Source organism: Kitasatospora sp. CB01950, from assembly GCF_001905465.1.
Lineage (GTDB): Bacteria > Actinomycetota > Actinomycetes > Streptomycetales > Streptomycetaceae > Kitasatospora.
This window is the reverse complement of the sequence record NZ_LISX01000017.1, coordinates 1-11,689: the sequence shown is the minus strand read 5'-3', so window position 1 is coordinate 11,689 and position 11,689 is coordinate 1. Positions and strand designations below refer to the sequence as shown.

Annotated in this window: 9 protein-coding genes, 1 tRNA gene and 1 pseudogene; 5 read left to right on the top strand and 6 right to left on the bottom strand. The window is 71.9% G+C overall.

Annotated features, from left to right (window positions below; translation table 11 throughout):
• Positions 1-196: 196 nt before the first annotated feature.
• Positions 197-1,012: a TIGR02452 family protein gene (locus AMK19_RS30105; protein WP_073817765.1), complete on the top strand. Its 816-nt coding sequence runs from the start codon at positions 197-199 to the stop codon at positions 1,010-1,012.
• A 152-nt stretch (positions 1,013-1,164) separates the two neighbouring features.
• On the opposite strand, the gene AMK19_RS30100 is transcribed toward AMK19_RS30105, so the two are convergent.
• The 3 genes from AMK19_RS30100 to AMK19_RS30090 form a co-directional block, all read right to left on the bottom strand.
• Entirely contained in the window at positions 1,165-1,464 is a 300-nt protein-coding gene (locus tag AMK19_RS30100; RefSeq protein WP_073817761.1) for a hypothetical protein, read from the bottom strand.
• Between the two features lie 245 nt (positions 1,465-1,709).
• Entirely contained in the window at positions 1,710-2,411 is a 702-nt protein-coding gene (locus AMK19_RS30095; protein WP_073817757.1) for a tyrosine-protein phosphatase, read from the bottom strand.
• 210 nt (positions 2,412-2,621) lie between these two features.
• Positions 2,622-3,368, bottom strand: coding sequence for an SDR family oxidoreductase (locus AMK19_RS30090; RefSeq protein WP_073817753.1), 747 nt, complete (start codon positions 3,366-3,368; stop codon positions 2,622-2,624).
• Between the two features lie 99 nt (positions 3,369-3,467).
• Between AMK19_RS30090 and AMK19_RS30085 the strand changes: the two genes are divergently transcribed.
• Positions 3,468-4,082 carry a transglutaminase domain-containing protein gene (locus AMK19_RS30085; RefSeq protein ID WP_073817749.1) on the top strand — a complete coding sequence of 205 codons (615 nt, stop codon included), beginning with the start codon at positions 3,468-3,470 and terminating at the stop codon, positions 4,080-4,082.
• Positions 4,083-4,156: 74 nt separating this feature from the next.
• Here AMK19_RS30085 and AMK19_RS30080 read toward each other — a convergent pair whose 3' ends face one another.
• The gene (locus AMK19_RS30080; RefSeq protein ID WP_073817745.1) at positions 4,157-5,374 is read right to left on the bottom strand and encodes a DNA glycosylase AlkZ-like family protein; all 1,218 of its coding nucleotides are present in this window, start codon (positions 5,372-5,374) and stop codon (positions 4,157-4,159) included.
• 182 nt (positions 5,375-5,556) lie between these two features.
• On the opposite strand from AMK19_RS30080, the gene AMK19_RS30075 reads away from it, so the two are divergent.
• Together AMK19_RS30075 and AMK19_RS30070 are read left to right on the top strand one after the other, a co-directional pair.
• The gene (locus AMK19_RS30075; protein WP_073817741.1) at positions 5,557-6,228 is read left to right on the top strand and encodes a nucleotidyltransferase domain-containing protein; all 672 of its coding nucleotides are present in this window, start codon (positions 5,557-5,559) and stop codon (positions 6,226-6,228) included.
• 101 nt (positions 6,229-6,329) lie between these two features.
• Positions 6,330-6,402 (top strand) — tRNA-Lys (locus tag AMK19_RS30070).
• A gap of 130 nt (positions 6,403-6,532) precedes the next feature.
• On the opposite strand, the gene AMK19_RS30065 is transcribed toward AMK19_RS30070, so the two are convergent.
• Together AMK19_RS30065 and AMK19_RS30060 are read right to left on the bottom strand one after the other, a co-directional pair.
• Positions 6,533-7,900: a tyrosine-type recombinase/integrase gene (locus AMK19_RS30065; RefSeq protein ID WP_073817737.1), complete on the bottom strand. Its 1,368-nt coding sequence runs from the start codon at positions 7,898-7,900 to the stop codon at positions 6,533-6,535.
• Positions 7,901-7,961: 61 nt separating this feature from the next.
• Positions 7,962-9,093 (bottom strand): annotated as a pseudogene (locus tag AMK19_RS30060) (flavoprotein).
• A 764-nt stretch (positions 9,094-9,857) separates the two neighbouring features.
• Here AMK19_RS30060 and AMK19_RS30050 point away from each other — a divergent pair.
• Positions 9,858-11,462, top strand: a complete 1,605-nt coding sequence (locus AMK19_RS30050) for a DGQHR domain-containing protein (RefSeq protein ID WP_073817731.1) — start codon at positions 9,858-9,860, stop codon at positions 11,460-11,462.
• The last annotated feature ends 227 nt before the right edge of the window (positions 11,463-11,689 follow it).

The window sequence follows — 11,689 nt, the reverse complement described above, 5'->3', positions numbered from 1 at the left end:
GTCCGCAGGGTGGCTTCAACCGTGACGACCGCGGCGGCGACCGTGGCGGCTTCAACGGCGGCGACCGCAAGCCGCGTTGGAAGAACTGACGCAGAACGCACTGACGGGCCCGCTCCACTCCGGTGGGGCGGGCCCGTCCGCGTTCCGGCGGTAAAAGCGGTGGAGGGGCGGGCGTCGGGGGATTAGCGTGCGCGGCATGAGCAGTAGGCAGCGGGCACTCGCCACGCAGAACGAGGAGATCGCCGACCGGGGCGAGTACCGGACCGCCGACGGGACGGCGGTGCGGATCGCCGAGGAGTTGGCCGAGGCCCGGGCGGGGACGGTTTCCTACTCGCCGGAGGCCGAATTCGGCACCGGGCCGGGCCCGTTGAGCGGGGCCGTCGAGGTGACCGGCGAGGGCAGCATGCAGGCCGCCCAGCGGCTGGTCGCGGACGGTGGGCGGAGCGTCGCAGTGCTGAACTTCGCGTCCGCGCGCAACCCCGGCGGCGGGTACCTGCGCGGCGCGAAGGCCCAGGAGGAGGACGTCTGCCGCACCGCGCTGCTGTACCGCTGCCTGCTGGAGGCCCCCGACTACTACGAGGCGCACCGCGCCTCCACCGACCTGCACTACAGCCACCGGGTGATCTGGTCGCCCGGCGTGCCGGTGATCCGCGACGGGCACGGCGAGCTGCTGGCCCGCCCGCACCGGCTCGGCTTCCTCACCTCGCCGGCGCCCAACGCGGGCCAGCTGGCGCTGCGTTCGCCCGGCACGGCGCTCGACCTCGGGCCGGTGCTGGCCGAGCGGGCCGGCCGGGTGCTGGCCGTCGCCGCCCGGCACGGCGCGCGCGAACTGGTGCTGGGGGCCTGGGGCTGCGGGGTGTTCCGCAACGACCCGGCCGAGGTCGCGGACGCGTTCGGGCAGGCCCTGGACGCGTGGGGCGCGGCCTTCGACCGGGTGGTGTTCGCGGTCTGGGACCGCAGTGTGCCCTCGGTGAACCGGGCTGCCTTCGAGGCGCGGTTCACGGCCGCCTGACGCGCAGGTCGGGGCCGCTTGACGGGTGGGTCGGGGCCGCCTGACGGGCGGGTCGGGAGCGGCTGCCGGGCGGGTCGGGAGCGGCTGCCGGGCGGGCTGGCCGGGGCGGGTACTTCGGGAGCGCGGGTGCTTCGGGGGTGCCCGACGTGCGACTACTCGCCGGTGGCCAGCGCCGAGGCGGCGGCGACCACGCCCGTGACGGTGAGGACGGCCGGCCAGGCACCGATCTTCTTCGCCAGCGGGTGCGAGCCGCCGAACGCCGCCAGGTACAGCGTGGTCAGGCCGGCCGCGGCCGCCGTGCCCGAGCGGCGCTGCCAGCGCACGGCGGCCGTCGTCCCGGCCACGGCCAGGACGGCGCCGCCCAGCTCGCGCTTTCCGCTGAACCGGGCGGTGGCGTAGCCGCCGATCAGACCGGCGGCGGCGACGGCGGCGGTGACGGGGAAGCGGGCCATGGGACGGACTCCTTCGGACGGCTGGTGGACGTACCTGGCGGACGTGCCTGAGGGTGCGCGGGGCGGCTCGTGGCCGTCGGGCGCACCGCCCACGGTAACCCGCCCGACGGGCCCGGCCGCTGGAGGGGAACGGCCGCCGGAGGGGAACGGCAGTCGGAACACCTGGCCGGTGGCGCAGTTGCCGCGAGCGCGGCCGGGGGACGGCGAACTGCACCTGCGCGCTGTCGAGGTGCGCCGAGGACGGGCTACTCCGGGCGCAGTGTGCGGAGGACGGCCAGTTCGGCGGCGGTGGTGCCGTGGTCGAGCAGGTAGTTGTCGAGGGTGCCGTGGAGCTCCTCGATCCGGGCGAGGGCGCTGGCGAGGTGCGCCGCCACGACGGGACGGGAGATGCGTTCGGCGCCCGCCGCGTCCAGGTAGGGGACGGGGCCGTGGTCGAGGCCGAGGCCGACGTTGGAGCGGAGGAAGTCGGCGATGACGGCGTCCCTCGGGAGGCCGGCCAGGGACTGCAGGACGGCAATGGTCAGGCCGGTGCGGTCCTTGCCGACCGCGCAGTGCACCAGGATCGGCGCACCGCCGGCCAGGGCGCGGACGGCGGCGGTGATGGCCACCCCGCCGGTCTCGGCCATGAACGGGTACAGCGCGGCCTGGTCCTCCGGCCAGGTGCGGTCCGTGGTGGCCGGGTCGGGGAGCATCGGCAGGTGCAGGTACTGGACGTCCTCGCCGATCGACCGGTCCGGCCAGATGTCGAGCTCGGTGCTGCTGCGCAGATCGACGACCGTCCGGATGCCGAGCTCCGCGAGCCGGGCCGCGCCCTCGTCGGTGAGCCGGTTCAGGCTCGCCGAGCGGTAGAGCAGCCCGGGGCGGTACACGCCCGCCCCGGCGTCGCGGAGGTTGAGTACGTCGGGGATGTCGAGGAACGGCGCGGCGGCGATTTCGGTCTCGGTCATGCCGCCCACCGTAGGGGCGGTGGGCGACGACGCGCCGGGGCGTTGACCGAACCGGTATCGCGCCAACGCGCGATGTTCATATGACAGTCGGACGTGGCCTGTTCGGGCGCGGCCGGTTCGACGCTACCCGGCCCGGCCGCGCGCGACCCGGCTCTGCTCGGCCCGGCCCGGCCCGGGAGGGTACGGCCCGGCCGCGCGCGGCCCGGTGGTTCAGCGACCGCCGGCCGCCTCCAGGAAGGAGCCCGTGATGTACGAGGCGGCCGGGGAGAGCAGGTACAGGATCGCCTCGGCGACCTCCTCGGGCTGCCCGCCGCGTCCCATCGGCAGGTTGGGGCCGACCCGGTCCACCCGGCCCGGCTCGCCGCCCAGCGCGTGGATGTCGGTGTGGATCAGGCCCGGGCGTACGCAGTTCACCCGGATTCCCTCGGCCGCCACCTCCAGCGACAGGCCCCGGGTCATCGAGTCCAACGCGCCCTTGGACGCCGCGTAGTCCACGTACTCGCCCGGCGAACCCAGCCGGGACGCCGCCGAGCCGACATTGACGATCGCCCCGCCGCGGCCGCCGTACCGGGTGGACATCCGGCGCACCGCCGCCGCCGCGCACAGGAACGGGCCGGTGATGTTGGCCGCCCAGATCCTGGTCAGCCGGTCCTCGTCGAGTTCGTCCAGCCGGCACTGCTTCTCCAGCGTGCCCGCGTTGTTCACCAGCGCGGTGAGCGGCCCGAGTTCGCGCTCCGCGGTCTCGAACAGCCGCTCCACCTCGGCGGTGCGGCTGACGTCCGCCTGCACCGCGACGGCCGTGCCGCCGACGGCACGGATCCGCTCCACTATGCCCTCCGCCGAGGCCGCGTCCGCGCGGTAGTTGACGCACACCCGGTAGCCGCGTTCGCCCGCCAGCAGGGCGGTGGCCGCCCCGATGCCGCGACCGCCTCCGGTGATCACCAGTACCTCGTCCATGCTGCCGTCCCTCCGTCCACGAAACCTGTCCGGTCGACGGTAGTCCATACCGTGAAATCCCTTTGCCCGTCGGCGAGTCGGCGGCGCAGCATCACCGCCATGGACCCTTCCGTCTCCCCGCACGGCCCGCTCCGCGCCGACCGGCCCTCCCTCGACGCGTACCTCGCCGCCGACGAGGTCATCGACCACCACCACCCCGCCGTGGCGGAACGCGCCGCCGCGCTGCGGCAGGCCGACCCGGTGTCCACCGCCGAAGCGGTGTTCGCCTTCGTCCGCGACCGGATCGACCACTCCGCCGACGTCGGCCGCTGGTCGGCCGCCCACCGGGCCTCGGACGTCCTGGCCGCCGGCAACGCCATCTGCCACGGCAAGGCCCACCTGCTCGCCGCCCTGCTGCGCGCGAACGGCATCCCGGCCGGGCTCTGCTACCAGCGGCTGGAGGTCCTGCACGGCCTCAACGGCATTCTGCTGCCCGGCAGTTCATGGTGGGTGCGACTGGACGGCCGGGGCAACCGCAACGGCGCGGACGGCCGCTTCGCCACCACCCCCGCCACCGAACACCCCGCCTGGACCAACGACCCGGCGCTCGGCCAGCACCACTACCCGACGGTGTACGCGGCCACGCCCCCGGCCCTGCTGGACGGCCTGCGCCGGGCCCGCCCGGGGGCCGCGGGGTTCGGTTACCTGCCGCTGGAGCTGCCGGACAGGCCCTGAGCGCTGCTGGGACTGCCTGGGGTCGCGTGGCGCGGTCAGGTGGTGCTGGGACTGCCTGGGGTCGCGTGGCGCGGTCAGGTGGCGTTCGGACTGCCCGGAGTCGCGTAGCGGTTCGCGGTGCGGAGGGCGGCCAGCTTGGGGGCGCGGCTCCTCGGGGAGTCCAGGGAGAAGCTGCGGGCGTCGCCCAGGTCTTCGCGGACGAAGGTCTCCACCGCGTCGACAGTGGCGCGGAGGGCGGCGTCCATCGGGACGAACAACTGGTGGACCAGCTCGCGCTGTTCGGGGTCGTACTCCCAGAAGCCGATGATGCGGCCGCGGTCCACCACCAGGTGGGTGGACGGGTCGGCCTCGCTGCCGAAGCTCCGGCCGGTGCGGGAGGCCGGGGTGGTGCGGTGGGCGTCCCGGGGGTCGACCAGGCGGGGGAGGTCGCGGTGCAGCAGGTGCAGGCCGTCGACGGATGCCACCAGGGCGTACGCGGGTTCGTCCGGGACGGTGAACTCGGCGAACTCGTCGGCGAGTTCGGCGGGCAGCAGCAGGTCGGAGCCGGGCAGCCGGATCAGCTCCAGCGGGGCGAGCGCGGCCTTCGCGGTGGCGGCGTTGAAGCCGGAGAACCAGCGGAAGTGTCGTACCGAGGCGGGTGCGGCCCAGCTGAAGTACCGGCGGGCCAGGTCGGCGGCCTCGCCGTGGACGGCCTGGTCCCAGCGCAGGTAGCCGTAGCGCTGGCGGTCCAGCCGGCCGTCGACCGGGACGCGGCGGATCAGGCCGCGTGCCTGGAGCAGGCCCAGAGCCAGCGGCAGGGTGCTCGATACGCCACGCTTGCGTCCGTCCTCGCCCAGCGTGCGGATGGCCGGGCCGGCCGCCGTGCGGATCTGCTGGGGGCCCAACGGCTCGGTGTCGGACAGGAGTTCGGACACCGCGAGGCAGAGCTGCTCGACCTCGTCCTGGGTCACCCCGAGGTGGCGCACCGCCGCGGCGATCTCCGACTCGGCGACGCCCGCGCCGGCCGCCAGGCCCAACGCGAAGTCCTCGGCGGGCAGCACGTACGTACAGCCACGGGCCGCTGGCAGTTCCTGCACCTCCACCGCCGCGACCGCCGCGTCCACCTCGGCCCGGCGCAGACCCGCCCGGGCGAACAGGCCCAGGTACGGCGCCGCGCCGCCCACCGAGCGGGCCCACCCCGTCGCGGCCAGCACCTGGGCCGGGGACGCGCCCCGATGCGCGCCGCCGTCCAGCCACTGCCGGTGCGCCCACCAGACCCGGAGCTTCGCCGCCGGGATGTCGCCGTTCGCCATGCGCCCAGTATCGGCGGGCGGCGCGGCCGCACCGAGCACCGTCGGCGACGGCCGTGTCGGGGCCGTCCGGGGACCGCCGACGGCGGTGTCGAGGCGATTGAGGCCGGACGGGGAAATCGCTCGCGTGTGCGGGCCGTTCGGGGCGAGACTGCCAGGACCGCTCCCGAGGAGGTGACCCCACCATGCACGTCCTGCTCTCCGGCATCGTCGGCTCCACCGCGTACGGCCTGGCCCACGCGGGCTCCGACCTCGACCGGCTCGGCCTGTTCGCCGCGCCCACCGTCGCCTTCCACGGCCTGCACCGGCCCGCCGAGTCGCACGTCACCACTGCGCCCGACCGCACCCTGCACGAGGCCGCCAAGTGGTGCCGACTGGCCCTCGTCGGCAACCCGACCGCGTCCGAACTGGTCTGGCTGCCCGAAGAGTTGTACGAGGTGCGGACGCCGCTCGGCGAGGAGCTGATCGGTCTGCGGGAGACCTTCCTGAGCGGCCCGGCCGTGCGCAACGCGTATCTCGGGTACGCCCGGCAGCAGTTCCGCAAACTCGACTCCCGGGACCGCACCGACCAGGCCGGCCTCGCCCGGGCCGCGAAACACGCCCGGCACCTGGTCCGCCTGGTCCGTCAGGGCGTCACCCTGCACGAGACCGGCCGCCTGGAGATCCGCGTCCCAGACCCGGACCGGGTCCGCGCCCTCGGCGAACAGTTCGCCGAACGCCCCGAGGACGCCAACGCCCTCCTCGCCGACGCCGAAGCCCGCTTCGACCGCCCCGGCGTCCTCCCCGCCACCCCGGACGAACGCCCGGTCGAGGCCTGGCTCCGCCGCGTCCGCGCCGCCCACCTCCCCACCACCTGACCCACCGTCGACCCGCCCGGGAATCCACTGGCCATCTCCCACCGAGCACCAGGTAGGATCACCCCGGCAGGCGCTGTCCCACGAGGCCCACGCCTGCCACCGGGCCGCTAGCTCAATTGGCAGAGCTGCGGACTTTTAATCCGTAGGTTCAGGGTTCGAGCCCCTGGCGGCCCACTAGATCAAATGCCTCCTGACCTGGGCCTTCTCTCTTCGGAGAAGGTGCCCTTCATCGTGTTCGGGTCGGTGATGGGTCGGTGGTGGGCCCCGGGTGGGGCGGCGAGGGATCTGCTGGTCTCTCAACTGGCTACGCCGCGACCGGAGTTCTGGTGCCGACGTGGGCCGCCGAGCGGAGATTCGCACGGCGGTGGCGGCGTTTGGGCTGGTGGCGGATGTTGCGGGAGATCATCCGGGCGGCATCGACGATGACTCTGGCGGTGTCCTCCGCGCCGTTGTGCGCGGTCTGGGGCAGGACCGAGGTGTAGGTGTCCGCGGTGGTGACGATGGTGGAGTGGCCGAGTTGGGCCTGGATGACCTTCAGATCGCAGCCTCCGGTCAGGGCGAGGCTTGCTGCTCCGTGGCGCAGGTCGTGCAGGCGGACGGGCGGCAGTCCGCTGGTGCGGACGAGGGCCTGGAAGGTGTGGCCGATGTGGTCGGGGCGCAGGGGACGCCCGTAGCGGTCGGTGAATACGTATTCGGAGTCTTTCCAGAGTTTTCCGGCGGCGGTTTTCTCCAGCCGTTGCCGGTTACGGTGCGTAGTCAGAACGTGGATGGTGCCGGAGTCGAGGGCGATGGTTCGCTCGCCGGCCGCGGTCTTCGGCGGGCAGACCTCCAGGCGGCCTCGCTCGCGTTGCTGGAGCTGTCGGCTGATGGTGAGGGTGCGGGCGGTGAAGTCGATGTCGTACCAGCGCAGTCCGGCGCCTTCGCCGCGGCGCAGTCCTCGGAGCGCGTACAGATGGTAGAGCGCGTAGAGGCGGTGGTCACTGATGCCAGCGAGGAATGTGGCGGTCTGGGCGGGTGTCCACACGGCGACGGCGGGCCGCTGCCCGGTGCGCTGCCACTCGGCGACCCGGGCGTCGGTCCACACGACCGGATAGGGGCGCGGGGTGCGTGGCAGGTCGAGGTAGCGGGCGGGGTTGGTGGTGAGGATGCCCCGGCGGATGGCCGCGTTGAGTGCGGCGCGCAGGGTGGCCTGGATGCGGCGCAGCGTCGAGCCGCTGATGGGCTGTCCGCTTTCGCGGTGCTGGCGGACGATTGTGTCGAACGCCTGCTGGACGCGGTCGTGGGTCAGTTCGCACAGCAGCTCGCGTCCGAGCAGCGGGACCAGGTACTGCTCGAGGTGTTTGCGGTAGCCGCGGGCGCTGGAGGCGCGCAGGTGCGGTTCGACGGTGGCGTACCAGTGAGCCAGCCACTGGGCGCAGGGCATCAGCGCTCCGTTGCGGGCGAGTTGGGGGTCGCGCAGCCGGGCGAGGGCGTGGGCGGCGTCGGTGCGGGTGCGGTAGCCGCCGCGGCGAAGGCGGGCGGTGCGGTGGTCAGCGGTGGCGGCCTGCGGGAGGGCGAGGTACCAGGAACCGTGCCCGCGCCGCTTCAGCTCGGGGCAGGCGGTGCCGCGCTGCCGGCCGGTGAGCGGATCGCGGCATCCGCACCGCTTGTAGATCGTTCCGGTGCCATGCATGGCGTCCTCCTCCCAGCCCCCTGGGCGGGTCCTACCGCCAGTGTGGCTCTCGTGCGCGGGGTCAGCCGCCGCCGCCGGTGGTGGAACAGGACGAGCCGGTGGTGGTGGCGGGGGTGATGAGCTGCGGTGCGGCGGGGACGGAGCAGCAGCCGCCAGAGGGCGCGGTGGCGGGTTCGTCGAACAGGCTGGCTCCGCCGCAGACGCCGGTTTCGGGAAGGGTGAGTTCGACGCGGGCGGCGGCCTTCTGGTCGCCGACGAGGTGGGCGGAGACGGAGCGGACCTGCTCGTAGCCGGTCACGGTGAGGAAGGAGAGGTCGGGTCGCAGGCCGGTCAGCACGACGACCTGGTCCACGGGGTCGCTGCTGTGCCCGCCCTCGCCGACCAGGACCAACTGGTCGCCATCGGTCTCGACGGCGGCAGTGCGGAGACCGGTGAGCGCGGTGGCGTGGCCGTCCTCGACGGCCTTCTTGGCGCGCAGGCCGAGTGCTCCGCGGGCGGGGAGCTGGTCGGCCTCGCCGCCGCCGTACGTCGAGCCGGTGATGCCTTGGCAGAGCACCCAGACGGCGTGAGTGCCGGGCTCGGCCTCGGCGAGGTCGGCGAGGGCGGTGAACGCGGTGGCGCCCGTGCCGACCACCGCGGTGCGCTTGCCAGCGAACCGGTCGCGGACGGCCGGGACCGTGAGGTCGGGGATGCGGTAGGAGATCCGGTTGTTCGCGGCGCGCTCGCCGAGCGCCGGGAGGCCGGCGGCGCCGAGCGGGGGGCAGTTGAGGCGTCGACGACGGCGCGGGCGTGCAGGCGCTCCTCGGAGCCGTCGGCGCGGGCGACGTGGACGGTGAAGGGCTGCTCGTCGCGGCCGGGGCCGACGATGCGTTCGCGCCCGGCGCGGGCCACGCCGGTCACGCGGGCGTGGTAGCGGACGCGCTCGCCGAGGTGGAGGTACTGCTCGGCCCAGTCGCCGTCGGAGGGGTAGGCCGCGCTGTCGGGGCGGGTCCAGCCGGTGGGGGCGACGAGCTTCTCGGCGGCCGCGTCGACGACCTCGGCCCAGGGCGAGAACAGCCGGACGTGGCTCCATTCGCGCACCGCCGTGGCGGCCGCGGGGCCGGCGTCCAGGACCAGGGCCGCATGCCACACTCGATCAAGTGGGCGGCGGCGGCCAGGCCGACCGGTCCCGCGCCGATGACGACGATGGGCAGCCCGACGGGGTAGTTGGTGTTCGCTCCGGCGTCTGTGGCCCTCGCGGCGCACCTCGCCGGTCAGCCCGGGCCGAGCGCGGCCTTGGCTCTCGCTCGGGCCAGCCGCCGTGTTGGGGCAGGACGACTTGCGCGCCGTGGGGACCTGTGCAGCACGCGGACCCTGTGTGGCGTCGCGAGACCGTGCTCAGGCTGTGACCGGAACATTCGCGTCGATGGTGTGCCAGGTTTGGCAAGATCGGCGATTGTCATGCGTAGAAGGCGTATGTGGTAGGTCAACTTGGTCCATGTTTTCAGCTACATGGGAGATGTTTCTAAATACTTGCGGCATGTCTTCCGTTCATGCCATCCTGACGGCATGTCATCTGGGGTGAGGGCAGAGAAACTGCACTGGCGGAGCATTCGATCTGTCGCGCTTGCGCACAAGCTGGTGCCGGAGACGTCTGGCATCTACGTGTACTCGGAGCTCGCTGAGTTCCACGGTCTGGCTGTGGCGCACCAGTGGATGTACGTCGGCCAGGCCCTGTGTCTCCCCGCACGGCTGGCCCACCACCAGGTCCGTACCGAGTCCAACAGGCAACTTCGGGACTGGCTGCACCGACCCGGTGCCAGGCAACTCTGGTACGCAGAGGTTCACCCCGGCGACCTCGACCGAGTGGAACGCGACTTGATCGCGTGCCTCCAGCCCTGCTTCAACCGGAAGCGCTACCTGCAGCACGTTCAGCCTGTCTAGCGCCACGATCCCCACCGATATTCAAGGAGAGCGCATGGACACCCGTTCCGCATCCGACCTTGCCGCAGAGATGGAGGAGCTCACTGGACTCCGCGAGCGGCAGATCAACATGATCGCCCGCTTCCTCGACGACTCGATCGCTCGGGATGACGCCCTGTTCGTCGAGGTCGCGCAGATGGGGGGAAGCCCCTCTTACATCGCCTCGGCCTCCCTGGAGTGGATCCGTAACCAGGTCAGCCTGGCGAACACTATGCCTCTGCTCAAGAAGAGCATCGATCCGGAGACGGGGAAGCTGCGGATCGATGAGGAGAGCATTGAGGCTATCTCGCAGCGAGCGATTGACTGGTCCCGCGAGGCAGTGCTTGCCAAGTACCTCATCGAGCGCGACAACCACAAGTTCCCGCCGATCCTCGTCGTCCTCAGCCAGCCGTGGGTCGATGACCCTGAGAGCGACAAGTGGGACGAGGACGGATGCGCGAAGGAGATCTCCGCGACCTTCCGCGCCCTCGATGGGCGCGGCCGTGTCGGCATGCTCGAACTTGGGCCGCTGACCCGCCTGTACGCGTTTGACGGCCAGCACCGAGTTATCGGGATCGATGCCGCGCTCAAGCTCATTACCTATGGCCGGCTGGACGTCCGCGACAAGGAGGGCAAGGTCAAGCGCGACGAGGTCCTCCTCCTCGACGCCATCGTTGCTGAGCACAACCTGGACGAAGCCCAGCTCCAGCAGCTCGGTGCCGAGCGCATGGGAGTCGAGATCATCCCGGCCGTCCTGAAGGGGGAGTCTCGCGAGGACGCCCAGCGCCGAGTCCGGAGCATCTTCACGCACGTGAATAAGCAGGCATCCCCGCTCACCCCTGGTGAAGTCGCCCAGCTCGACGAAGACAACGGGTTCGCCATCGTTGCCCGGCGCGTAGCCGTTGAACACCCTCTCTTCAAGACCACGAAGAGTGCTGTCAACTTCAAGAACAGCACGATCTCAAAGCGCTCCGCCCACATCACGACCCTCCAGACCTTGACGGAGATGGCGAAGGGCTACCTGCTCGCCGACAACCACTACAGCGACTGGGAGGCCAAGGGCCGCGAACTCGCCCGCCGACCAAGTGATGCCGAACTGTCGAAGGGCCGGTCGGACTTCGCGCAACTCTGGGACTACATCAACGAGATGCCTACGTTCCAGGCCATCAACCGCGGCGAGTCCGCCTCGCGGTACCGCCGCTTCGGACACGAGGTGGAGCGAGGAAGCGGTGGGGGGAAGGGGCACCTCCTTCTCAGGCCGGTGGGCCAGCAAGCAATGGCTCAGGCTGTGGGACTGCTCCGCGCTGACGGCATGCACCTCGACGACATCTTCAGCAAGCTCCACGTGCTCGATAGTCGCGGTGCCCTGAAGCTCGATGCCGTCGAGAACCCGTGGTGGGGAGTCCTGTACGACTTCAATGGCCAGCGCATGAGCATCAAGGGACGAGACACCGCGGTCAAGATCTTCCGCCACCTGGTGTCGGGCCTGCCGACTGAGAAGGAGCGGCGGGCTCTGCGTGAGCTGCTCGCCGACGCGCGTCTCGTTGGTGAGAACGAGTACCGCGACTACTCGGGTGAGGTTGTTCAGCGAAACAAGATCACGCTACCCGTCCAGATCTGACCCGACCTCAACATCTCGCCTACTGCAGGCGCCCCTCCCCGGGACGGGCGGGGCGCCCGTTGATGCTGGGGCATGCCCCGCTGCTCCAGCGGACGGCGAGCACTTCGAGACCGCGCCAGGCCGGTTCTGAAGGAAACGCCCAAAAAGCCAAGGCGATCGTGAGGGGCGAGCAACCAAACAAGTCCCATAACAGGTAGAGCAGTTAAGAAGCCGTTGTCTTTCCGATA

What these genes read in the sequence shown, in the direction of transcription:
- AMK19_RS30105 (WP_073817765.1), top strand. Translation starts at nt 197, where the DNA reads ATGAGCAGTAGGCAGCGGGCACTCGCCACGCAGAACGAGGAGATCGCC.
- AMK19_RS30100 (WP_073817761.1), bottom strand. Translation starts at nt 1,464, where the DNA reads ATGGCCCGCTTCCCCGTCACCGCCGCCGTCGCCGCCGCCGGTCTGATC.
- AMK19_RS30095 (WP_073817757.1), bottom strand. Translation starts at nt 2,411, where the DNA reads ATGACCGAGACCGAAATCGCCGCCGCGCCGTTCCTCGACATCCCCGAC.
- AMK19_RS30090 (WP_073817753.1), bottom strand. Translation starts at nt 3,368, where the DNA reads ATGGACGAGGTACTGGTGATCACCGGAGGCGGTCGCGGCATCGGGGCG.
- AMK19_RS30085 (WP_073817749.1), top strand. Translation starts at nt 3,468, where the DNA reads ATGGACCCTTCCGTCTCCCCGCACGGCCCGCTCCGCGCCGACCGGCCC.
- AMK19_RS30080 (WP_073817745.1), bottom strand. Translation starts at nt 5,374, where the DNA reads ATGGCGAACGGCGACATCCCGGCGGCGAAGCTCCGGGTCTGGTGGGCG.
- AMK19_RS30075 (WP_073817741.1), top strand. Translation starts at nt 5,557, where the DNA reads ATGCACGTCCTGCTCTCCGGCATCGTCGGCTCCACCGCGTACGGCCTG.
- AMK19_RS30065 (WP_073817737.1), bottom strand. Translation starts at nt 7,900, where the DNA reads ATGCATGGCACCGGAACGATCTACAAGCGGTGCGGATGCCGCGATCCG.
- AMK19_RS30050 (WP_073817731.1), top strand. Translation starts at nt 9,858, where the DNA reads ATGGACACCCGTTCCGCATCCGACCTTGCCGCAGAGATGGAGGAGCTC.